This window comes from Acidovorax sp. SUPP1855 (assembly GCF_030158955.1).
In the GTDB taxonomy this organism is placed as follows: Bacteria; Pseudomonadota; Gammaproteobacteria; order Burkholderiales; family Burkholderiaceae_C; genus Paracidovorax.
Window position 1 is genome coordinate 92,476 of the sequence record NZ_BQXI01000009.1, and the last position, 21,730, is coordinate 114,205.

Below are 21,730 nucleotides of genomic sequence, written 5' to 3' on the forward strand. Positions count from 1 at the left end.
GAGGCCTGTTTCATTCAAAACCAAAGGAGACACTTCCATGAAGATCGCATTCATCGGCCTGGGCAACATGGGCGGCCCCATGGCGCTGAACCTGCACAAGGCGGGGCATGAGGTCCGCGCCTTCGACCTGTCCCAGCCCGCGCGCGACAAGCTGGCCGAAGGCGGCGTGGCCATTGCGGCCGATGCGGCGGCCGCCGTGCAGGGCGCCGAGGTGCTCATCAGCATGCTGCCCGCCAGCCAGCACGTGGAATCGCTGTACCTGGGCAACGGGCAGCAGCCCGGCCTGCTGCCGCTGCTGGCCGCCGGCACGCTGGTGATCGACTGCTCCACCATCGCCGCCGCCACCTCGCGCAAGGTGGCCGAAGCCGCGCAGGCGCGCGGCCTGGCGTTCATCGACGCGCCCGTCTCGGGCGGCACCGGCGGCGCCGTGGCCGGCACGCTGACCTTCATGGTGGGGGGCGATGCCGCCGACCTGGAGCGCGCCCGCCCCATCCTGGAAAAGATGGGCGCCAACCTGTTCCATGCCGGCGCCGTGGGCGCGGGTCAGACGGCCAAGATCTGCAACAACATGCTGCTGGGCATCCTGATGGCGGGTACCAGCGAGGCCATCGCCCTGGGCGTGGCCAACGGGCTGGACCCGAAGGTGCTGTCCGAGATCATGCGCCGCAGCTCGGGGGGCAACTGGGCCCTGGAAAAGTACAACCCCTACCCCGGCGTGATGGAAGCGGCCCCCGCCAGCAAGGGCTACGCGGGCGGCTTCGGCACCGACCTGATGCTCAAGGACCTGGGCCTGGCGCAGGAGAACGCCATGGCCGTGAAGGCCGCCACGCCGCTGGGCGGGCTGGCGCGCAGCCTGTATGCGGCGCACAGCCTGGCCGGCCAGGGGGCGCTGGATTTCTCCAGCATCATCCAGGCGGTGCAAAAGAAGGGCTGACCCGCGGCGGGGCAGCGCCCAGCCCCCCGGGCCTACCCTCAGTTGCGTGGCCGCAGCACCATGCGGTCGCGCCCGATCTCCACGTCGAAGTGCTGCAGGAAGTTCTGGCCCAGCAGCGCGTCCTCGTCGTCGTCGCCCGTGTACCCCGTGCCCACGCGCAGGCCGGAAACCGCCAGCGAGCGCACGGTGACCGAATCGGCCACCACCACGCGGCCCTGGCGCGTGCCGTTGGCGGTGCGGAACTGCGTCACTTCCCCGCCCGTGAGGCTGGCCTTGCGCGCGAGCGCATCGGTCACGCCCACCAGGCTGGCACCGGTGTCCACCATGAACATCACGGGCTGGCCGTTCACCGTGCCGGCCACGCGAAAGTGCCCGTCGCGGTGCCGGGGGATCACCAGGGCGCCCTCCGCCGTCACGCTGGCGCCGCGCGGCTTGAGGTAGTGGTCCATGGCCACGTAAAGCACGCCCATCAATGCGAGCCAAAAGGCCAGGATGCCCCACATGCCCCTGCGGGCGAGCGCGCGCGTGCGGCGCTCGCCGGGCACGTGTGCGTCTTCCACGTCGCCACCGCCCCGCGAGCCCAAGCGCTGGCGGTCTTCGCCATCCGATGCCATTCGCTGCCCTCCGGTAATGTGCTTGGGGCGAGTATGGCCCAGGCACCGCATGCTGCCGCGCCGCGCCAGGCGCATCGCCGCCGTTGTCCTACGCCTTGCGGGCCCGCATGCGGTCATCCTCGGGCCTTCGCCCGCGGCGCCGCCAGGGCACCGCGCGACCACGGTTGCAGCCACTGATCCACCCTTGGCGCCAGGGCCGCGCAACGCATCACACGACACCCGTCCCTGCCGCCTCCTTCACCATTCTTTTCGTCGATCCCGACGCACCCTTCCCAGGAGAATTCCATGGCCCCTCTTCCTTCCAGCCCATCCCGCACTTCATTCCAACGCCGCGGCACCCTCGCTGCCAGCACCGCCGCCGTGGCGGCCGCCCTGTTCCTGGCGGGCTGCGCCGGCAGCGCCTCGGACAACTCCCGCTCCGCCGTCGCCAAGACCCCTGTGCCGGGCCTGGAACGCGCCACCGCCACCGCACGCCTGGTCACGCCCGAAGGCGCGCCGGCCGGCAATGCCGTCCTGACCGAAACCGCCGCGGGCGTGGAAGTGGCCATCCAGGTGCAGGGCCTGTCGCCGGGCAAGCACGGCTTTCACATCCATGCCAATGGCGCCTGCTCGCCCGGACCGGACGCCACCACCGGCCAGACCATCGCGTTCGGCGGTGCCGGCGGCCACTTCGATCCCGGCATGGCCAAGAAGCACGGCCATCCCGGCCAGCCCTCGCACGAGGCCCATGCGGGCGAGCTGCCCAACATCACCGTGGGCGACGACGGCCGGGGCAGCGTGCGTTTCGTGAACGCCAACGTCTCGCTCACGCCGGGCAAGACCTCGGTGGTGGGCCGCTCACTGGTCGTGCACGAAAAGGAAGACGACTACACCACCAACCCTGCCGGCAATTCCGGTGGCCGGCTGCTGTGCGGCCTGATCCAGCCCGCACCGGCCAGCACCGTGGTGGGCGACAAGGCCGCCGCCCCCTCCCTGCTGGTCCGTTGATGCGCCGCGCGCGGCGCGCGGTGCCCCAGGCCGCTTTGTGGTGCTGCGCGCTGGCATCTGCCGGGTTCGCACGGGCCCAAAACCTTCCTCCGCAGGCCCCGCCAACGGCCACGCTCCCGGCGGTGCAGGTGCCCGGCCAGGCCGAGGCGCAGCGCCGCTTCGATGCCGCGGCCAGCCACACCAGCGTGGCGGTCGATGCGTTCTCCACCCCCAGCCCGCTGGTGAACCTGTCCGAGTTGCTCGCGGCCCAGGCGGGCGTGGTGGCGCTGGACCGGCAGAACTACGCGCAGGACCTGCAGATCGCGGTGCGCGGCTTCGGTGCGCGCTCCACCTTCGGCGTGCGCGGGGTGCGCATCCTGGTGGACGGCATTCCGGCCACCATGCCGGACGGCCAGGGCCAGGCGGCCACCGCACAGTTGCAGTCGGCCTCGCAGGTCGAGGTGCTGCGCGGGCCGCTGGCCCAGCTCTATGGCAATGCGGCGGGCGGCGTGCTGCAGGTCACCACGCGGGAGCCGCGCGAAGGCGGCGGCGCCGGCGCGTCGGTGGCGGCGGGCTCGTTCGGGCAGCGGCTGGTGGATGCGTCGCTCGACTTCGGCGACCGCACGCTCGGCGGGCTGGTCGACGTGTCGCACTTCGAGACCGACGGATCGCGCGACCACAGCGCGGCGCGGCGCACGCACCTCAATGGCAAGCTGGTGGCCCGGCCCGATGCCGACACCCGGATCACCGCGTTGCTCAATCTCTACGACCAGCCCCTGGCGCAGGACCCGCTGGGCCTGACCCGGGCGCAGTTCGAGGCCAATCCGCGTCAGGCACCAGCGGTGGCGACGGACTTCGGCACGCGCAAATCCGTGGCGCAAAACCAGTTCGGAGTGGTGCTGGAGCGGCAACTGGGCGCGGCCGACAGCGTTCGGGTGCGCGCCTATGGCGGCACGCGCACGCTCACGCAATTTCTGTCGTTCAGCGGCGCCGCGGCCAGCAGCGCAGGCGGCGTCGTGGACCTGGACCGCGACTACTACGGCCTGGGCATGGCCTGGACGCACACCGTGCGCCGCGCCTCCGGTCTGCCCCTGACCTGGACGCTGGGGCTGGACGCGGACCGCCTGTCCGAGCACCGCCAGGGCCTGGTCAACAACAACGGCACGCCCGGCGCGCTGCGGCGCGACGAGCAGGACCGCGCGGGCAACACCGATTGGTTCGCCCAGGTGGACGCCTGGCTCACACCCACCTGGCGCGCCGTGGCCGGGGTGCGTGCCAGCCGCGTGCGCGCGAGCGTCAACGACCGCTTCATCACCGCCGCCAACCCCGACGACAGCGGCCAGCGCACCTGGCGCCAGACCAGTCCCGTGCTGGGCCTGGTGTGGAGCGCCACCGACCAGCTCAACCTGTACGCCAACATCGGCCGCGGCTTCGAGACGCCCACCCTGGCCGAGATGGCCTACAGCACAGGCAACACCGGCCCCAACTACGGCCTGAACGCCTCGCGCAGCCGGCAGATGGAGGTCGGCGCCAAATGGCAGGGTGCGGTGCACCGCATCGACGCGGCCTGGTTCGACGCGCAAAGCCGGGGCGAGATCGTGCCGGCGGCCACCGTGAACGGCCGCACCGTGTACCAGAACGCAGACCGGGTGCGCCGGCGCGGGCTGGAGCTGGCCTGGAGCGCCCAGTCCGGCGCCTTCAGGCCGCGCGTTGCCTACACCTACCTTGATGCGTTCTTCGACAGCCCCTACGCCGTGGCGGGCGGCGCCACCGTGCCCTCGGGCAACCGGCTGCCGGGCACGGCGCGCCAGACCGTGCAACTGGCGCTGGACCACGCCCTTTCGCCCGCATGGCAATGGGGCGCGACGCTGGACGTGTCCGGCAAGGTGTACGCCAACGATGTGAACACCGAGGCCGCCGAAGGCTTTGCCGTGGCCGGCCTGCGGGCGGGCTATGCCTTTCGCACCGGGGACACCCGCTGGCAGGCCTGGGCGCGGCTCGATAACCTGTTCGACCGCCGCTACGCGGGCTCGCTCATCGTGAACGACGGCAACGGGCGCTTCTTCGAGCCCGCGGCGGGACGGCGCATCATGGTGGGGCTGCGCGCGCAGTTCCTGTAGCCGCCCTGCCCGGGGCGCAGGGCCCGGATCGGCTCAGCCGCCCTCGCACACCAGTCGCTGCTCTCCCAGGCCCGTGGCCCCCAGCCGCATCACGTCGCCCGGCCGCAGAAAGCGCGGTGCGGGCTTCTTGCCCAGCCCCACGCCCGCCGGCGTGCCGGTGAGCACGATGTCGCCCGGCTCCAGCGTCATGAACTGGCTGATGTACGACAGCACCCGGGGCACCCCGAAGATGAAGTTGCGCGTGTTCCCGTCCTGCATGCGCTCGCCGTTCACCTCCAGCCACAGGCCGATGGCGTGCGGGTCGGGCACCTCGTCGGCCGTGACCAGCCAGGGTCCGATGGGCGCGAAGGTGTCGTAGGCCTTGCCCTTGTCCCACTGACCGCCGCGCTCCATCTGGTAGCTGCGCTCCGATACGTCGTTGGCCAGCACGTAGCCCGCCACGTGCTGCAGCGCCGCGTCTTCGGCCACATGCTGCGCGCGCGTGCCGATCACGATGCCCAGCTCCACCTCCCAGTCGGCCTTAAGCGCGCCGGGCGGGATGCGCACCGGGTCCGTGGGCCCGCTCAGCGCGGTGGTGGCTTTCATGAACAGCACGGGCTCGGCCGGCGCGGCCAGGCCCGCTTCGGCCGCATGGTCGGCGTAGTTGAGCCCCACGCAAACGATCTTGCCCACGCCCGCCACCGGGCAGCCCAGGCGCTCCGATTCGGGCACCACGGGCAGGCGCGACGGGTCCAGCGCCGCGAGGGCGGCCAGGGTGCGGGGCGACAGCTGGGCGGGGCCGATGTCGGGCAGCAGCATGGACAGGTCCCTAACAATGCCTTGCGCATCGACGAGCCCGGCGCGCTCCGCGCCCGGCTGGCCATATCGGATCAGTTTCAAGGTGTCTCCTACCGGTGGAAGTTTCCAGACGCGGAAGCGGGCGACGGGCGCCCGTCCGAAGCATCACGACCAGTAGTCGATCTCGTCCAGGCTGCGGGCGAACGCCTGCAGGTCCGGGACCTGCGGATACTCCACGTAGTAGAGGTACTCGTAGACCACCGCCTGCTGCGCGAGATCGATCCAGCGGCCGCGCTGCGTCGTATCGTAAAGCGTCTGGAGCTTCTCGAGGTCGAAGGCCTCCTTGCCGCTCGATGCGGCCTGTGCCTTGGCGTCCTGCAGCCGCGCCGTCCGCTGCTGCTGCGCGCGCTCCCTGAGCTGCCGATGAAAAGCCAGGGCGGCTTCGCCTTTGAGTTGGGTCATCTTCAATCTTGTCCATTCAGCGTGCAGTGGATTCCCAGCGCCTGGGACCACGACAGGCCGGCATATTTCTGCAAGGCTTCGCGAGCGGTCTCGGCGATGGCGGCGGGCATGGCGTGCGTCAGCTGCCTGATGGTCCCGTCGTCGATCACCTGTTCGCCCATGTCGCTGGCGGGCAAGTCGGAGAGCGCCACGATCTCGGCGTATTGGTCCGCGTCGTGGATCGTCAGCTCCCCGTTCGAAACGGTCGCGACAGGCGCCTTCTCTCCCGTCGCCAACGTGCCCATCAGGTGGTAGGTGCCGATCTGCGGCTTCGCCAGGAACTGATCGATGACGTCCAGGCGATTGCCGCGAATGGCGCAGTAGCCGGCGGCGACGGCGGCATAGGGCGGACGCGGATCGTCCCCGTCGGGATCCCTTTGCAGGACACCGAGCAGCGAACGCTCCAGCGGCATGTCGATGTCGTACATCTCGACCTGGCGGCCGGTGTTCTCGGACAGTGCGATGTAGCGGGCGACTTCGTGCGCGCCGCCCAACCGTTTGTCGACCAGCATGCTGGCCGGCTTTCCGCTCGCCGTCTTCCCTGTGGCGATCTGGCGCTCCAGCCGGTCGGCGAGCACACACGACTCCGCGTGCACGTTGGCCGGGGTCAGCCGGGCCTGGCCGGGCACCTTCCTGAGCCGCGACTTGAACGCGTCCGGATTGATGCTGCCCCCGCCGCTTTCCTGCAGGGCGTCGGCCAGGGCCGGCACGGCCGATCGGGCCAGCCGGGTCTTTCCGGCAGCCGTATTGCCGCGCAAGGCGAACAGTGTCGGATCGCAGCCCGACCGCTCCACGCATTCCGCGAAGACAGAGGCCTTGCGAAAGGAGTCATCGATCAGCGCATCGTGCAGCTTGCGGCGCTCGGGCTGCCAGTGGGCCGGATCGGCCAGGTAGGCCCATCGCCCGGGCCCGACGGGCGGCAGCGTGCCGACCGCGAACATCTCCACGGAGCCGTTGGCGTATGCGCCATTGGAGGCCGCGGAATGGGTGGTTCGCCTGGCAGACAGGCTTCGCAGTGCCGAGGCCGCGGAACGGACCGGGGACAGGGCCCCGTGGCCTGCGCTGCGAGGGGCTGCCTTCAATTCAGGGGAGCCGCTCTGCGATTTCAGCGTGGAGCCCGCCGGCAGCGGGGGCCCCGATGTCAGTCTGGCGAGGGGATGGCGCGGCACGCGCGCCCGAGCGGCAAGGCGATGAATCATAGGCCCGGCAAGTTAGCGGCAGCCACTCGGCGGTGCCATCCCACGCGCGAAGATCAGGCAGGTTCCGCGAACCCCTGCCCGCCCTCACAGCGCGGGGCCAGGGTGCCACACCAAACTTCGCTCATCGCCAGGGCGGGCATCCGCCATGCGCCGTAATATCGGCCCGAACCACCACCCGCTCCCGGCTCCTTTCCGCCCCGAATCCGCCATGCCCCGTTCACCCGCACCCCCGGCCCCCGCCACGCTGCCGCCTGCAGCGGCCGACCGGCTCCGCCCGGCCCATCTGGCCGACCTGTTCTGGTCGTTCACCCTCCTGGCGCTGCAGGGCTTCGGTGGCGTGCTGGCCGTGGTGCAGCGCGAGCTGGTGGACCGCAAGGGTTGGCTCACCAATGAGGAATTTCTCGAAGACTGGGCCGTGGCGCAGATCCTGCCGGGGCCCAACGTGGTCAACCTCGCCGTGGTGGTCGGCGATCGCTATTTCGGACTGCGTGGCGCCCTGGTGGCACTGGCGGGCATGCTGCTGTTTCCCTTGCTGCTGGTGCTGGTGCTGGCCGTGGTCTATGCGCAGTTTTCCGGCCACCCCGCCGTGAGTGGCGCCTTGCGCGGCATGGGAGCGGTGGCGGCTGGCCTGGTCGGCGGCGTGGCGCTGCGGATGGCGGGGGCCTTGCGCACGCACCCGCTGGGCCCGGTGGCCGGGTGGGCCTTCGTGGCCGCGACCTTCGGCACCATGGCGCTGCTGCGCTGGCCGCTGGCCTGGGTGCTGCCAGTGGTGGGCGGCGCGGCGTGCGCTGTCACCTGGCGGAGGATCGCCCCATGACGCCGGCCGCCACCCTCGCCCTGCAGCCGGTGGACTGGCTGAACCTGTTCCTCTACTACGCCTCGATCTCGCTGCTGGCGGTGGGCGGGGCCATTGCCGCCGCGCCCGACATGCACCGGTTCCTGGTGGAACGGCAGGGCTGGATCACCGACCTGCAGTTCAACGCCTCCATCGCCATCGCCCAGGCCGCGCCGGGGCCCAACGTGCTTTTCGTCGGCCTGCTGGGCTGGAACGTGGGCCTGAACGCCGGCGGGCCGGGCGCGGCGGGCTGGGCAGCGGCCACGCTGGGCATGGCGCTGAGCCTGGTGGGCATCATGCTGCCCAGCACCGTGCTGACCTGGCTGGCCACGCGCTGGGGCCACCGCAACAAGCACCGGCGCAGCGTGCGCGCCTTCAAGCAGGGGCTGGCGCCCGTGGTGATCGGCCTGCTGCTGGCCACTGCCTGGCTGCTGGGCAGTGTGCACCATGGCGCCGGCACCGACCTGCGCCTGTGGCTGCTGAGCGGCGCGTGCGCGCTGGTGGTGTGGCGCACGCGCCTTCACCTGCTGTGGCTGCTGGCGGCGGGTGCGGTGCTGGGGGCGCTGGGCGTTGTGTGACCGGGCGCGCCCGTTGGGTGAACGGCCTGTCTTGAACCCACAGGGCGTGAAGATTCAGCGGTCGTCTTACCGCACAGGGTGGCGTGTGCCGTAACAATGGCTTTGGCACCTTCGCCATCGGCGTTGGTCGGGCCTTCCCGGGCCTGCTGGCGCACCCCATGTTCTTCGTGGCCCGATTCGCATCGGGCCTGTCTTTTCCGAAATCCAAGGAGTCCCCCATGCAATTTCGCCCCCTCGGCCGTTCGGGCCTGCAGGTTTCGCCACTGTGCTTCGGCGGCAACGTGTTCGGCTGGACGGTGGACGAGCCCACCACGTTCTCGCTGCTCGATGCCTGGGTGGACGCGGGCTTCAATTTCATCGACACCGCCGACGTGTACTCGCGCTGGGCACCGGGGCACATGGGCGGCGAGTCCGAAGCCATGATCGGCCAGTGGCTCAAGCGCAGCGGCAAGCGCGACCGCATCGTGCTGGCCACCAAGGTGGGCAAGGACATGGGCCATGGCAAGGTGGGCCTGGGCGGCGACTACATCCGCCGCGCGGTGGACGACTCGCTGCGCCGCCTGCACACCGACGTGATCGACCTCTACCAGTCGCACGACGACGACGCCGGTACCCCGTTGGAGGAAACCCTGGGCACCTACGCCGACCTGATCCGCGAGGGCAAGGTGCGCGCGATCGGTGCCTCCAACCATTCCGCGCAGCGCCTGGCCGAGGCCCTGGACACCAGCGAGCGCCTGGGCGTGCCGCGCTACGAAAGCCTGCAGCCGCTGTACAACCTGTACGACCGCGACGTGTTCGAGAAAGAGCTGCGCCCCCTGTGCCTGGAAAAGGGCGTGGGCGTGATCAACTTCTACGCGCTGGCCGCCGGCTTCCTGACCGGCAAGTACCGCAGCGCAGCGGACGTGGACAAAAGCCCTCGCGGCGCCAAGGTGGTGCAGACCTACCTGAACGACCGGGGCCTGCGCATCCTGGCCGAACTCGACCAGGTGGCCGAGCGCTACGAGGTCACCCCCGGCCAGGTGGCGATCGCGTGGCAGATGGCGCAGCCCGGCATCACCGCGCCCATCGCCAGTGCATCGTCGCTGGAGCAACTGCAGGAACTGGTGCAGGCCGCCAGTCTGAAGCTGGATGCGGACGCACTCGAATCGCTGAGCCAGGCCAGCGCAGAAGCGGCCTGAGAGGCCCCGGAGGCCATCAGGCGGGTTCGCCGACCGCCTCCTGGGCAGCGGACGCTCTGCCGCCGCCCTGCCCGCCTTCTTCCGCCACGGCCTGCAATCCCTGCCGATGCGCCACCAGCGCCTGCACGGTCGTGCACAGCAGACCGTGCGCCTGGGCGAACCGCGCCACGTCCGCACCGCGGGCCATGCTGCCGTCCGGATTCATCAGCTCGCACAGCACCCCGGCGGGTGCGCGGCCGGCCAGGCGCGCCAGGTCTACGGCCGACTCGGTGTGGCCGGTGCGCTCCAGCACCCCGCCCGGGCGTGCCACCAGCGGAAAGACATGGCCGGGGCTGACGATCTGGGGGGCTCCGCCCGGCGCCGGTACCTGCAGGGCGCAGCGGATGGTCTGCACCCGGTCGGCCGCCGACACGCCCGTGCTCACTCCATGGGCCGCCTCGATGGACTGCGTGAAGGCGGTGGCGAACGAGGACCGGTTGACCTCCACCATCGGCCGCAGGCCCAAGGCGCCCGCATGCCCGGGCGTGAGGCACAGGCAGACGATGCCGCTGCCCTCGCGGATCATCAGGGCCATGGTGGCCTCGGTCAGATTGTCGGCCGCACAGATGAGGTCGGCCTCGTTCTCGCGGTCGGCATCGTCCATGACGAGCACGGGACGGCCCGCGGCAATGGCGGCGATGACCTCGGGCATGGGCGCCAGTTGCACGCCGTGATCGACGGCCACGGCCACAGGCGTGGAAGGGGAAGAGGAAAAGGAAGAAAAAACGGAAACGGCGGTGTTCATGAAACGCTCCTGGAAGGTGAGGAAACGCCTCAAGGCATGCAAGAAGCACCGGCGCACGCCCGAATGGCAGGCGCGCGCAGGCACCAGGGCGCGCATGGCTGCGCACCCCATCTTCTTTCATCCGGACTGTGACCGTCGGCCCCAGACTGAACGGGCCAGGAACCGTGTTCCTTGGAGCCGCGTCGCACTGGGTCTGCTAACCCCCGCCCATCCCGAAGGACGCATGCGGAGCGCTCGCGGGCTCGCGGCGCGGGGAGACCTCCCGCACCGCCTACCGCCGGTGGGGAATTCCACCCCGCCCTGAAGACCGGGCGATTATCGCGGCGCTGCCGCCGCCGGCGTGTCGCCTGCGGGGCGATCCCGGCCCAGCAGCAGGGGCAAGACTTCGGCCGACGGGCCGCGCAGCACCGCATGGGCCGTGCCGTCGAGTTCGCTCGGCGCCGGGTTGACGATGACCACGCGCGCCCCGATGCGCCGGGCCATGTGGGCGAGGCCGGCCGCTGGATACACGGCGCCGGCCGTGCCCACGACCAGCATCAGGTCGCAGGCGCTGACCGCCTCCTCCGCCTGGCCGAGGATGTCGATCGGCAACGACTCGCCGAACCACACCACGGCCGGGCGCACGAGATTGCCGCAGGTGGCGCAGCGCGGTGGTGGGCCGGCCTCGGCGTGGGCCAGATCGCAGCAGCCGCGCGGATCGTCCAGCCAGCGGTTGCCGCGCAGTTCGCCGTGCAGGCACAGCACGCCCTCGCTGCCCGCCATCTGGTGCAGGCCATCCACGTTCTGCGTGACCAGCGTGAGGCGGCCGGGATGGCGCCGGGCAAAGTCCGCCAGCGCCCGGTGGCCCGCATTGGGCTGCACGCCCTGCAGCAGCGCGCGGCGGTGCTCGTACCACGCCCAGACACCCGCGGGATCGGCGCGAAAGCCGGGCTCGCTGGCCATGTCTTCGGGGCGCACCTGCGCCCACAGCCCGGTCTGCGCATCGCGGAATGTGGGCACGCCGGACTCGGCGCTCACGCCCGCGCCGGTCAGCACCACGATGTGCTGCGCGGCGTCGACCCAGGCGATGGCAGTGTTCAGGTCGCCCGAGCCGCTCCACGCGACTTCGGGGGCTGGCACGCGCGGCATGGCGAAAAAACCGGGTTCAGACGGTGCGCTGGCGCAGGGCCTCGTACAGGCACACGCCGCTGGCCACCGACACGTTCAGGCTCTCCACCGCGCCCTTCATGGGGATGGAGACCAGCTCGTCGCAGGTCTTGCGCGTGAGCTGGCGCATGCCGTCGCCCTCCGCGCCCAGCACCAAGGCCACGGGGCCTTTCAGGTCCACCTGGTAGATGGTCTTGGGCGCATCGTCGCTGGTACCGATGCACCAGATGTTGCGTTCCTTGAGCTCGTTCAGGGTGCGCGCGAGGTTGGTCACCATGAAGTACGGCACCGTCTCTGCGGCACCGCTGGCCACCTTGGCCACCGTGGCGTTCAGGCCCACCGCGTGGTCCTTGGGCGCGATCACGGCCTGCGCGCCGGCGCCGTCGGCCACCCGCAGGCAGGCGCCCAGGTTGTGCGGATCGGTCACGCCGTCCAGCACCAGCAGCAGGGGCTGGGCGACGCCGGAGGCTTCCAGGTCTTCGAGCAGCTCGTCGAGGGAGGTGGCCAGAGCCACCGGCTCCACCCGCGCCGCCACGCCCTGGTGGCCCTGGCTGCCTGCCAGCTTGGCGATGCGCGCGCTGTCGGCTTCGATGAGGCGCGCGCCGGCGGCGTTGGCGCGGTCGAGGAACTGGCGCATGCGGGCATCGCGCCGCGTGGCCTCGTAGTAGATCTCGATGATGGATTGCGGCGCGGTCTTCAGGCGCACGCCGACGGCGTGGAAGCCGAAGAGGACTTTGGGGCTGGACATGCGGGGATTATCCGCGCCACGGGCCGATTGCCCGATTGCTATTTATTTGATAGCAACCAAGGCATGCAATATCACGGCACAAGGCACAAACGGCCCAAAGTCCCACGGCAGCCTCAGGCCTCGGACACGCGCCCCGCGTCGATGGTGATGCGCCGCTCGCACCGCGCGGCGATGACCCGGTCGTGCGTGACGAGCACGAGCGTGGTGCCCTGCTCGCGGTTCAACTCGAACATCAGCCGCATGATGGTCTCGCCCGTGGCGAAGTCCAGGCTGCCGGTGGGCTCGTCGGCCAGCAGCACGGCCGGCTCGACCACGAAGGCGCGCGCCAGCGCCACGCGCTGCTGCTCGCCGCCCGACAGCACCTTGGGGTAGTGCGACAGGCGCTGGCCCAGCCCCACGCGCCCCAGCATGTCGGCTGCGAGCTTGCGTGCGTCGCGGCGGTCGGCCAGCTCCAGCGGCAGCATGACGTTCTCCAGCGCGGTCAGGTTGCCCATGAGCTGGAAGCTCTGGAACACGAAGCCCACTTTCTGCGCGCGCAGCGCGGCGCGGGCATCTTCGTCGATGGCGAACAGGTCCTGCCCATCCAGGCGCACGGTGCCGCGGGTGGGCGTATCGAGCCCCGCGATGATCGACAGCAGCGTGCTCTTGCCCGAGCCCGAGGCGCCCACGATGGCTGCGGTTTCCCTCGCAGCCAGCCGGAAATCGATATCCCGCAGAATGTCGAGGGTGCCGGTCGAGTCCGTCACCGACTTGTGCACGTGCTCCACGGCGATGATGGGGTGGGTGGGCAAGGAAGGAGTTTCCGACATGAAAGGTGCTTTGCTGTGAATCGAAATCTGTTGTACCGGCGTCACTTTATCGCGGCCCTGGCGGCCGGCACGGCCGCAGGGCTTTGTGCCCCTGCTGCGCTGGCCGCTGCGGCGGCCAGGCCGGTCATCCTGGTGGTGGGCGATTCGCTGAGCGCCGAGTACGGACTGGCCCGCGGCACGGGCTGGGTGGCGCTGCTGGAAAAGAAGCTGGCCGAAGAGAAGATCGACGCCACGGTCGTGAACGCCAGCGTGAGTGGCGACACCACCTCGGGGGGCCGCTCCCGCCTGCCGGCCCTGCTGACCCAGCACCGGCCCAGCCATGTGGTGATCGAGCTGGGCGGCAACGACGCCCTGCGCGGGCTGCCTCTGCAGAACACCGCCGACAACCTGAAGGCCATGGCCCAGGCGGCCAAACAGTCGGGCGCCAAGGTCCTCATCGTGGGGATGCAGGTGCCGCCCAACTACGGCACCGATTACGCGAAACGTTTTGCCGGCACCTTCGCCAGCGTGGCCAAGGACACCCAGTCGGCGCTGGTGCCCTTCCTGCTCAAGGGCGTGGCCGATGCGGCCGACCCGACCGCCCTGTTCCAGCCCGACCGCATCCACCCCAAGGCCGAGGCCCACCCGGCCATGCTGGCCAACGTGTGGCCCGAGCTGCGCAAGCTGCTGCGCTGACGGGCGGAGCCCTGGCGGGCCCGGTCGCCGGGCGGAGCGCCTGGACCTGGGCCGGCGGTGCGGCGGCTGCGGGCCGTTAAGGGATCAGGCCGCAGGCGCGTTGCCGTCGGCGGGCGGTGCGCTCTGCTGGCCGTCGTCCTGCGCGGGGCCTTCCCGCGGGTCGTCCTTGCGGTGGGACTTGGCTTGCGCCTTCTCTTCCTTTTTCTTCTTCTTGGCGAGCTCGCGCTGGCGCTTTTCGTATCCGTAGTTGGGTGTTGCCAAGGTAGTACCTTCCTGAATTGAAGCGGTCAATGTAACAGCATGCCCTCAAGGCCCCGGGTGTCCCGGCCGCTGCGCCGCACCGGGCGCAGCCACCGGACTCCTCAGGGCGTCAGGGTGCGGGAAAGGCATGCGCCAGTGCCTGCGCCAGGTCGCGGCGGAGATCGGCTTCGGCCTCCAGCCCGATCGAAAAACGGACCACGGTGCCGGGCACGAGCTGCGGCGTCGGGCGGCTGCGCATGGTCGCCAGTTCGTAAGGCACGACCAGGCTCATCGGTCCGCCCCAGCTGTAGCCCAGCTTGAAATACTGCAGCCGGTCGCAGAAAGCGTCCACCTGCGCCTGGGAATACCGGGGGTCGATCACCACGCTGAACAGGCCCGCCGCCGCGCCCTCCCCGCCATCGGCCGCGCACAGCGCACGCCATTGGTCATGCCCAGGCGATCCCGCCAGCGCGGGGTGCAGCACCTGGGCCACCGCGGGCTGCTCGGCCATCCAGCGCGCCAGCGCGCGCGCCGCCACGTCGTGGGCGCGGTAGCGCAGGCCGATGCTGGGCAGCGAGCGCAGCACGGATTCGACGTCGTTCGCGCCCACGCCCAGTCCCAGGCGCATGTGGCACAGCTTCATGCGCAGGTGCAGGGCCTGGTCGCGGGTGACGATGCTGCCCATGAGCACGTCGCCGCCGCCGCTGGGGTACTTGGTGAGCGCATGCACCGACACATCCACGCCCCACTGGCCGTCGCCCCGCAGGTCGAACGGCGCGAACGCCAGACCCGCGCCCCAGGTGTTGTCCAGGGCGCAGACCACGCCGCGCTCGCGGCAGATGCGCACCTGCTCGATCAGGTCGGGGAACTCCAGGGTCACCGAGCCCGGCGCCTCCAGCCACACCAGGCGCGTGGCGGGGGTGATCCGGGCAGCGAGGTCGGCAGGGTCCATGGGGTCGTACAGGACATGACGGATGCCGTAGTGGGCCAGCTCCACCTCGGCCAGCGCCTTGTTAGGGCCGTAGGCGTTGTCGGGAATGAGCACCTCTTCGCCCGCGCGTAGCAGCGCCAGCGAGACATTGGCGATGGCGGCGAGGCCACTGGGCACCAGAAGGCACTGCTTGCCGCCCTCCAGCTCGCACAGGCGCTCTTCCAGTTGGTAGCTGGTGGGGGTGCCGTGCAGGCCGTAGGTGTAGCTGGTCTTGTCCTTCCACTCGCGGGCGCGCATGGCCGCCACATTGGGGAAGATGACCGTGGAAGCCTTGTAGACGGCAGGCTGCGGCGCGGCGAAGCCCGCAGGGGGCACGTAGTCGTGGTGGACGATGCGGGTAGCGAGGTCGGCGGGTGAAGTCATGGGCGCCATGGTAGCGCCCGGCGCACCCGTCGAGGGTGGGCCGGGCGGCGCACGGTCGATGGCCCTGGCACCCGTGCCAGGTTGGCAGAAGCTGGGCCGGAGATCAGCCGGCGCTGGAGATGGTCAGCTGGTTGACCACCGAGTTCACGCCCTGCACGTTCTGAGCGATGTTCGTGGCGCGCTCGCTGGCCTGCTTGGATTTGACCGGACCGTTCAGCGTCACGATGCCGTTGCGGGTGTCCACGTCGATCTTGACGGCGCTCAGTTCCGCGTCCTGGGCCAGGCCGGCGGACACCTTGGCCGTGATGCCGGCATCGTCCATCACCGCGGCGGCGCGCTCGGCGGCCTGGCGGGTCGCATCGCCAGCCTCGTTGGCGGCGGCTTCCATCTTGCGCTGGGCGTCGGAGGCCACATGGCCGCTCTTGGCGACGGCGGAGTCGATCTGCTGGCCCACCGTGCGGTCATCGGCCTTGTCGCAGGCGGCCAAGCCGAAAGCCAGCAGCGTGGCCGAAAGAATGCTCACCATCCGGTGGGAGGGGCTTTGGGGAGTGCGGGTTGCGTTCATGGGAGGCCTCCTTGCAGGAAATGGGGGAATCTGGTGGGCACTTTAGGTTGGCGGCGCCCTGCACCCGGTGGGAAGGCGCCGAAGCTCGCGTAGGACAAGGCAGTCGAGAGGCCGCTGGCGCCCCGCTCCCGCCGCGCGACAATCGCGGGATGCGCCTGCAGTCCCTTTCCCGATGGTTCCCTTTCCTGGCCTGGCCCCGTCCGGACCGCCACCTGATGCGGGGGGAGTTCTGGGCCGGGATGACGGTCGGTCTCATGCTGGTGCCCCAGGGGGTGGCCTATGCAGCGCTGGCGGGCATGCCCGTCATCACCGGCATCTACGCGTCGCTGGTGCCGGCGCTGATCGCGGTGCTGTGGAGTTCCTCCACCCGCCTGGGCGTGGGGCCCACCGCGCTGACCAGCTTGCTGATCGGCGCATCCCTTACCGGCCTGGCGGAGCCCGGCAGCGCGCACTGGGTGGCGCTGGCTGCCTGGATGGCGCTGCTGTCGGGCCTGTTGCAGATGCTGCTGGGGGTGGCACGGTTCGGCTGGCTGCTCAATCTGGTCACCTCGCCCGTGCTCAACGGCTTCACCCAGGCGGCGGCCCTGCTCATCCTGGCCTCCCAGTTGCCGGACCTGCTGGGGCTGCGCACCACCTGGAACGCGCTCGCCGTGTCGCCGTCGCTGCACCATTTCGACCTGACGGCAGCGGCATTCGGCCTGGGCAGCCTGGGGCTGTTGGTGGCCGCGCGGCGCTGGCGCGCCACGTTTCCGGCGGCCATCGTGATCGTCGGGCTGGCGGCCCTGGTCAGCTGGGCCATCGGCTATGCCGACCACGATGGTGCCGTGGTCGGCCACCTGCCCGCCGGGCTGCCCCAGCCCTACTGGCCCGGCTGGCTGTCGTGGGACGAGTTCGGCGCGCTGGTGCTGCCGGTGCTGGTGGTCACGCTGGTGAGCTTCCTGGAGACCGCATCCAGCGCCAAGGTCGAGCACCAGCAGGGCGGCACGCGCTGGAACGAAAACCAGGACCTGATCGCGCACGGCCTGGCCAAGATGAGTTCGGGACTGTGCGGCAGCTTCGCCACGAGCGCGTCGTTCTCGCGCTCGGCGATCAACCTCTACGCGGGCGCCAAGAGCGGCTGGGCCACCCTTTTCGCCCTGGCGCTGGTGCTGGCGGTGCTGCTGTGGCTCACCCCGGCGCTGTACCACGTGCCCCATTCGGTGCTGGCGGCGGTGGTGGTGACGGCGGTGACCAGCCTCATCAAGCCCGGCACGCTGCTGCGGCTGTGGCGGGTGTCGCGGGTGGAGACGGTCATCGGCGGCGTCACCTTCGCGCTGACCCTGGCGACGGCGCCGCGCATGTACTGGGGCGTGCTGGTGGGCCTGGTGCTGAACCTGGGGCACTTTCTCTATCAGCGCCTGCACCCGCGCATCATTGAGGTGGCCCCGCACCCGGACGGCAGCCTGCGCGACCGCCACCTGTGGCTTTTGCCGCCCATCGCGCCGGGGCTTTTCGCCCTGCGGATGGATGCCGAACTGGACTTCGCGTCCGCCGCGGCCCTGGAACGCCGCATCGCCGAGCACTGGGCCGCCCACCCGGAGATTCGGCACCTGTGCCTTTTTGCGCAACCCATCAACCGCATCGACGTGACGGGCGTGGAAACCTTCGCCCGCCTGCGCACACTGGCCGCCTCCCGCGGGGGGCAACTGCACGTGAGCGGCATCAAGCTGCCGGTGGAACAGGTGCTGCGCCGCGCGGGGCTTCTGGAGGCGGGACCGGGTCTTGCACTCTACCGCACCGATGCGCAGGCACTGGCGGTGTTGCAACAATTAACGGAATGAGCCAGGATCGCAGGGGTCAGAAGCCAACCCCGCTGCTACACTCGGTACATACTGTTTGTTGCATTTTGTGACTGAATCTGCGACCCCTCAATTCGTGAACCTGCGCGACCTGCGCCTGACGACAGCGCATGCGTTGGTTGCACAGGCCGCGGGCTCAGAAGCTGCTTTGCCCTCCAACACGCCACTGCACTACCTGCAGGGCTTGATCGATGGCCTGTGCGAGCTGTCGCTCAAGGATCCCCTCACCGGGCTGGCCAACCGGCGCCACTTCCGCACCGTGCTGGAGCGCGAGATCGACCGCGTCACCCGGGCGGGCGAGGCGGCGCTGCTGCTCATGCTCGACATCGACAATTTCAAGCGGGTGAACGACACCTACGGCCATCTGGCCGGAGACATCGTGCTGCAGTCGGTGGCGCGCACCCTGAACGGCTGCGTGCGCCCCATGGACACCCTGGCCCGGTACGGCGGCGAAGAGTTCGCCGTGGTGCTGCCGGCCTGCCAGGCGGGCTTCGGCCGCGTGGTGGCGGAACGCATCCGCCGCGCGATCGAGCGCACGCCGGTGCGCATCTCGCCCTCCGTCGATCTCAACGTCACTGTCAGCATCGGCGGGGCTTTCGCCCTGCAATGGATCCGCAGCACGACGCTCCTGTGGAGCGAGCGTGCCGACAGCCAGCTCTATAAAGCCAAGATGGCCGGCCGCAACCGCGTCAGCATCGAAGAACAGCCGGACAGCACCGTCAGTGCCGAAGAGAAGAGCCTGCTCTTCGGCCCGCTATACACTCCGTCGGGATGGGGCGATCTGCCACCGCCCATGGATTCCACAGGCAGCGCCTATTGAAAGCCCAGAGATGACCGACGCGCTGTCCCCGCAACCCACCACACCCGCCGGCCCCAACATGCCTGCGCGCACCGCTAGCCCGCCGCCTGGCGCCCGCATCATCGCCATCACGAGCGGCAAGGGCGGCGTGGGCAAGACTTTCGTTTCCGCCAACCTGGCGGCCGCCCTCACCCGCCGCGGCCACCGCGTGCTCGTGCTCGATGCCGACCTGGGCCTGGCCAACCTCGACGTGGTGCTGAACCTGCACCCCAAGGTCACGCTGCACGACGTGTTCACCGGCAAGGCCGACCTGGACGATGCCGTGATCGACGCGCCCGGCGGCTTTTCGGTCGTGCTGGCCGGCTCCGGCATGGTCGAGTACTCGCGCCTCACCCCCGAGGTGCGCAGCGAATTTTTGAACGTGATCCAGACGCTGGCACCGCGCTTCGACGTGATCCTGCTGGACACCGGCGCGGGCATCTCCGACGTGGTGCTTTTCTCGGTGTCGCTCGCGTCCGAGGTGCTGATCGTCGCCACGCCCGAGCCCACCTCCCTCACCGACGCCTATGCTGCGATCAAGGTGCTGGCTACGCAGCAAAAGCGCCAGCACGTGCGCATGGTGGTCAACCAGGCCGCGCGTCCCGGCGACGGCCGCGCCATCACGAGCCAGCTGCAGCAGGTGCTGGACCGCTTCGTGAGCACCGAATCGGGCCGCTCCATGCGCTTGCTGCACATGGGCGACATCCCGGCCGACACGTCGGTGCGCGATGCCGTCATGCGGCGCCAGCTGCTGCTGATGCAGATGCCCGGCTGCCCCGCGGCGCTGGCCATTGCCCAGCTGGCCAACAAGATCGACACCGCGCTGCTCACCCCCGCCAGTTAGCCGAACGCCGGGGCCACGCCGTTGGCCGTCCGGCCCGCCTGCCATGCCCGAGTCCACCGTGAACGACGTTCTCAATATCTCCTGCTACCTGTTCGTGCCCCTGCCGGACGCGGCCGAGCTGCGCGACATGCTGCACGCGCGTGCCGAGGCGGCCCACCTCAAGGGCACCATCCTGCTGGCCGAGGAAGGCATCAACCTGTTCCTGGCCGGGCCGGCGACGGCGGTGCGCGGCTTCATCGATGCGTTGAAGGCGGACGAACGCTTCGAACCCCTGGCCCCCAAGGAAAGCTGGTCGGCCACGCAGCCGTTTCGCAAGATGCTGGTGAAGGTCAAGCGCGAGATCATCCGCATGGACCATCCCACCATCCGCCCGTCGAACGGCCGGGCGCCCGCGGTGGACGCGCCCACCCTGCGCCGCTGGCTGGCGCAGGGGCACGACGACGCGGGCCGGCCGGTGGTGACCCTGGACACGCGCAATGCCTTCGAGGTGGACCAGGGCACGTTCGACAACGCCATCGACTGGCGCATCGACAAGTTCACCGAGTTTCCGCCGGCGCTGCGCGAGCACAAGGCCGAGTTCGCGGGCAAGACGGTGGTGAGCTTCTGCACGGGCGGCATCCGCTGCGAAAAGGCCGCCATCCTGATGCGCGAGGAAGGCATCGAGAACGTCTACCAGCTCGAAGGCGGCATCCTCAAGTACTTCGAGGAAACCGACGGAGCGCACTACCACGGCGGCTGCTTCGTGTTCGACGAGCGCCGGGTGCTGGCGAACGACCTGTCGACGCAGCCGGAATCGGCCACAGAGCCGATTGCTATCAAAATGTGAGCTGCCGGGGTATGATTTTCTAGGGCATCGGGCTGTTTTGGCCCGATGTTTCATTTCAGGGCTTGAAGCGCCGCTCCGGCAGCGGAATCCATTCGGTCTCGCCGGGCACGTGGCCCATGCGCTGGGCGTCCCAGTCGTCGGCGGCCTGCACGATGCGGTCCTTGCGGCGCGACACGAAATTCCACCAGATGTGGCGCGGGGCATCCAGCGCGTCGCCGCCGATCACCATCAGCCGCACCGCCCGGTCCGGCGCGCGCAGCGCGGCGCCGGCGCCCGTCTCCAGCACGGCCAGCGTGTGGGCCGCGAACGGCTCGCCGTCGAGCAGCAGGTCGCCGTCCACCGCATAGATCGCCATTTCCTGCGCCAGGGGCGGCAAGGTCAGCGCACCGCCGGCGGCCAATTGCACGTCGAGGTACAGCGTGGGCGACAGCGTCGCCACGGGCGAGGCTTGGCCGAACGCCTGGCCGATCAGCACGCGCACCGTGGCGCCTTCGTGCGACAGCTCGGGAATGTCGGCGGCCGGCGTGTGCACGAAGCTGGGTGCATCGTCCTCGCTGGCCATCGGCAGCGCCGCCCACAGCTGGATGCCATGGTTCACGTAGCTGCGGTCGCGCAGCGCATCGGGCCGCCGCTCGGAATGCACGATGCCGCGCCCCGCGGTCATCCAGTTGATGGCACCGGGTTCGATCTGCTGCAGCGAGCCCAAGCTGTCCCGGTGCACGATGGCACCGTCGAATAGGTAGGTGACGGTGGCCAGGCCGATGTGCGGGTGGGGCCGCACGTCGTATTCGGACGCCGGCTCCACGGTCACCGGCCCGAAATGGTCGAAGAAGACGAAGGGCCCGACGGAGCGGCGCTGCAGCGATGGCAGCAGCCGGCGCACGGTGAATCCGCCGCCCAGGTCCTTGTCGTGCCCCTTCAGGATGGCCGGCCCGCTCATGGCATGCGCTCCAAGGCGGTGGTGATCTCGGTGGTGACGCTGGTCATCAGCTTGTGCACCGGGCACTTGGCGGCCACGGCCTCCAGCTCCGCGATCTGGGCGTCGGTGAGATCGCCGCTCACCTGCAGGCGGGCGGCCAGGCGGTAGGTGCCGCTGCGCTCGGCCGAGGCGTCGCGGTCGATCACCGTGTGCACATCGTCCACCGCCATGCCCTTGCGGCGCGCGTACCACAGCACGGTGAGCGCCTTGCACGCGCCGAGCGCGGCGTCGTACAGGTCGTGCGGATTGGGGCCGGTGTCATCGCCGTCCTCGGCCACGGTGCCGTCCACGACAAGGCGATGCCCGCGAACCGTCAGGGTCTGCGCCAGCGGTGCGCCGGCAATGCGCCGCAATTCGAGGGTCATGGGAAGGTTCCGGTGAG

24 protein-coding genes and 1 riboswitch are annotated in these 21,730 nt (G+C 70.1%); of the genes, 11 read left to right on the forward strand and 13 right to left on the reverse strand.

Annotation, left to right across the window (positions count from 1 at the left end; all coding sequences use genetic code 11):
* The first annotated feature begins 37 nt into the window (after positions 1–37).
* Positions 38–934, forward strand: a complete 897-nt coding sequence (mmsB, locus tag AVMA1855_RS10235) for a 3-hydroxyisobutyrate dehydrogenase (RefSeq protein WP_284414385.1) — start codon at positions 38–40, stop codon at positions 932–934.
* Between the two features lie 38 nt (positions 935–972).
* On the opposite strand, the gene AVMA1855_RS10240 is transcribed toward mmsB, so the two are convergent.
* The gene (locus tag AVMA1855_RS10240) at positions 973–1,548 is read right to left on the reverse strand and encodes a retropepsin-like aspartic protease family protein (protein WP_284414388.1); all 576 of its coding nucleotides are present in this window, start codon (positions 1,546–1,548) and stop codon (positions 973–975) included.
* Between the two features lie 285 nt (positions 1,549–1,833).
* Between AVMA1855_RS10240 and AVMA1855_RS10245 the strand changes: the two genes are divergently transcribed.
* Both AVMA1855_RS10245 and AVMA1855_RS10250 read left to right on the forward strand, forming a co-directional pair.
* On the forward strand, positions 1,834–2,535 hold the full coding sequence (locus AVMA1855_RS10245; RefSeq protein ID WP_284414390.1) for a superoxide dismutase family protein: 702 nt from the start codon (positions 1,834–1,836) through the stop codon (positions 2,533–2,535).
* A complete protein-coding gene (locus AVMA1855_RS10250) occupies positions 2,535–4,634 on the forward strand; it encodes a TonB-dependent receptor family protein (protein ID WP_502870307.1) in 2,100 nt (699 codons plus the stop codon). Before AVMA1855_RS10245 ends, AVMA1855_RS10250 begins: the two co-directional genes overlap by 1 nt.
* A 33-nt stretch (positions 4,635–4,667) precedes the next feature.
* On the opposite strand, the gene AVMA1855_RS10255 is transcribed toward AVMA1855_RS10250, so the two are convergent.
* From AVMA1855_RS10255 to xopAJ, 3 genes are all read right to left on the reverse strand, one after another.
* Positions 4,668–5,513 carry a fumarylacetoacetate hydrolase family protein gene (locus tag AVMA1855_RS10255; RefSeq protein WP_284425627.1) on the reverse strand — a complete coding sequence of 282 codons (846 nt, stop codon included), beginning with the start codon at positions 5,511–5,513 and terminating at the stop codon, positions 4,668–4,670.
* 63 nt (positions 5,514–5,576) lie between these two features.
* On the reverse strand, positions 5,577–5,873 hold the full coding sequence (locus AVMA1855_RS10260) for a hypothetical protein (protein ID WP_284425628.1): 297 nt from the start codon (positions 5,871–5,873) through the stop codon (positions 5,577–5,579).
* Positions 5,874–5,875: 2 nt separating this feature from the next.
* Positions 5,876–6,853, reverse strand: coding sequence for a XopAJ/AvrRxo1 family type III secretion system effector zeta toxin (gene xopAJ, locus AVMA1855_RS10265; RefSeq protein WP_284425688.1), 978 nt, complete (start codon positions 6,851–6,853; stop codon positions 5,876–5,878).
* Between the two features lie 466 nt (positions 6,854–7,319).
* Here xopAJ and AVMA1855_RS10270 point away from each other — a divergent pair, with 466 nt between their 5' ends.
* From AVMA1855_RS10270 to AVMA1855_RS10280, 3 genes are all read left to right on the forward strand, one after another.
* On the forward strand, positions 7,320–7,928 hold the full coding sequence (locus AVMA1855_RS10270; RefSeq protein WP_284425629.1) for a chromate transporter: 609 nt from the start codon (positions 7,320–7,322) through the stop codon (positions 7,926–7,928).
* Positions 7,925–8,524, forward strand: coding sequence for a chromate transporter (locus tag AVMA1855_RS10275; RefSeq protein ID WP_284414398.1), 600 nt, complete (start codon positions 7,925–7,927; stop codon positions 8,522–8,524). The genes AVMA1855_RS10270 and AVMA1855_RS10275 overlap by 4 nt, the downstream gene beginning before the upstream one ends.
* Before the next feature lie 218 nt (positions 8,525–8,742).
* On the forward strand, positions 8,743–9,702 hold the full coding sequence (locus tag AVMA1855_RS10280) for an aldo/keto reductase (RefSeq protein WP_284425630.1): 960 nt from the start codon (positions 8,743–8,745) through the stop codon (positions 9,700–9,702).
* 16 nt (positions 9,703–9,718) lie between these two features.
* On the opposite strand, the gene ribB is transcribed toward AVMA1855_RS10280, so the two are convergent.
* From ribB to AVMA1855_RS10300, 4 genes are all read right to left on the reverse strand, one after another.
* Entirely contained in the window at positions 9,719–10,393 is a 675-nt protein-coding gene (gene ribB, locus AVMA1855_RS10285) for a 3,4-dihydroxy-2-butanone-4-phosphate synthase (protein WP_284425689.1), read from the reverse strand.
* A gap of 198 nt (positions 10,394–10,591) precedes the next feature.
* Positions 10,592–10,798, reverse strand: a riboswitch (FMN riboswitch).
* A 3-nt stretch (positions 10,799–10,801) separates the two neighbouring features.
* Positions 10,802–11,614: an SIR2 family NAD-dependent protein deacylase gene (locus AVMA1855_RS10290; RefSeq protein WP_284425631.1), complete on the reverse strand. Its 813-nt coding sequence runs from the start codon at positions 11,612–11,614 to the stop codon at positions 10,802–10,804.
* A 16-nt stretch (positions 11,615–11,630) separates the two neighbouring features.
* Positions 11,631–12,380 (reverse strand): 23S rRNA (guanosine(2251)-2'-O)-methyltransferase RlmB, encoded by a 750-nt coding sequence (gene rlmB, locus AVMA1855_RS10295; RefSeq protein WP_272552603.1) that lies wholly within the window; start codon positions 12,378–12,380, stop codon positions 11,631–11,633.
* A 113-nt stretch (positions 12,381–12,493) separates the two neighbouring features.
* Positions 12,494–13,189, reverse strand: a complete 696-nt coding sequence (locus AVMA1855_RS10300; RefSeq protein ID WP_284425632.1) for an ABC transporter ATP-binding protein — start codon at positions 13,187–13,189, stop codon at positions 12,494–12,496.
* A 15-nt stretch (positions 13,190–13,204) separates the two neighbouring features.
* Here AVMA1855_RS10300 and AVMA1855_RS10305 point away from each other — a divergent pair, with 15 nt between their 5' ends.
* Positions 13,205–13,864 (forward strand): arylesterase, encoded by a 660-nt coding sequence (locus AVMA1855_RS10305; RefSeq protein ID WP_502870308.1) that lies wholly within the window; start codon positions 13,205–13,207, stop codon positions 13,862–13,864.
* Positions 13,865–13,948: 84 nt separating this feature from the next.
* On the opposite strand, the gene AVMA1855_RS10310 is transcribed toward AVMA1855_RS10305, so the two are convergent.
* From AVMA1855_RS10310 to AVMA1855_RS10320, 3 genes are all read right to left on the reverse strand, one after another.
* A complete protein-coding gene (locus AVMA1855_RS10310) occupies positions 13,949–14,125 on the reverse strand; it encodes a hypothetical protein (RefSeq protein ID WP_284399897.1) in 177 nt (58 codons plus the stop codon).
* Between the two features lie 109 nt (positions 14,126–14,234).
* Positions 14,235–15,458 (reverse strand): PLP-dependent transferase, encoded by a 1,224-nt coding sequence (locus tag AVMA1855_RS10315; protein ID WP_284425633.1) that lies wholly within the window; start codon positions 15,456–15,458, stop codon positions 14,235–14,237.
* A 103-nt stretch (positions 15,459–15,561) separates the two neighbouring features.
* Positions 15,562–16,023 (reverse strand): BON domain-containing protein, encoded by a 462-nt coding sequence (locus AVMA1855_RS10320; protein ID WP_284425634.1) that lies wholly within the window; start codon positions 16,021–16,023, stop codon positions 15,562–15,564.
* Positions 16,024–16,172: 149 nt separating this feature from the next.
* Here AVMA1855_RS10320 and AVMA1855_RS10325 point away from each other — a divergent pair, with 149 nt between their 5' ends.
* Genes AVMA1855_RS10325 through AVMA1855_RS10340 form a run of 4 tightly spaced genes read left to right on the forward strand, consistent with a single transcriptional unit; the run spans position 16,173 to position 20,369 of the window.
* The gene (locus tag AVMA1855_RS10325; RefSeq protein WP_284399906.1) at positions 16,173–17,843 is read left to right on the forward strand and encodes a SulP family inorganic anion transporter; all 1,671 of its coding nucleotides are present in this window, start codon (positions 16,173–16,175) and stop codon (positions 17,841–17,843) included.
* A gap of 55 nt (positions 17,844–17,898) precedes the next feature.
* A complete protein-coding gene (locus tag AVMA1855_RS10330; protein ID WP_502870309.1) occupies positions 17,899–18,681 on the forward strand; it encodes a GGDEF domain-containing protein in 783 nt (260 codons plus the stop codon).
* Positions 18,682–18,691: 10 nt separating this feature from the next.
* The gene (locus tag AVMA1855_RS10335) at positions 18,692–19,543 is read left to right on the forward strand and encodes a MinD/ParA family protein (RefSeq protein ID WP_272569360.1); all 852 of its coding nucleotides are present in this window, start codon (positions 18,692–18,694) and stop codon (positions 19,541–19,543) included.
* A gap of 43 nt (positions 19,544–19,586) precedes the next feature.
* Positions 19,587–20,369 carry a sulfurtransferase gene (locus tag AVMA1855_RS10340; RefSeq protein ID WP_284425636.1) on the forward strand — a complete coding sequence of 261 codons (783 nt, stop codon included), beginning with the start codon at positions 19,587–19,589 and terminating at the stop codon, positions 20,367–20,369.
* A 55-nt stretch (positions 20,370–20,424) separates the two neighbouring features.
* Here the strand turns inward: AVMA1855_RS10340 and AVMA1855_RS10345 are convergent, their stop codons facing one another.
* Entirely contained in the window at positions 20,425–21,309 is an 885-nt protein-coding gene (locus AVMA1855_RS10345; protein WP_284414411.1) for a pirin family protein, read from the reverse strand.
* Positions 21,306–21,713, reverse strand: coding sequence for an OsmC family protein (locus AVMA1855_RS10350; protein WP_284425637.1), 408 nt, complete (start codon positions 21,711–21,713; stop codon positions 21,306–21,308). The genes AVMA1855_RS10345 and AVMA1855_RS10350 overlap by 4 nt, the downstream gene beginning before the upstream one ends.
* Positions 21,714–21,730: the final 17 nt, after the last annotated feature.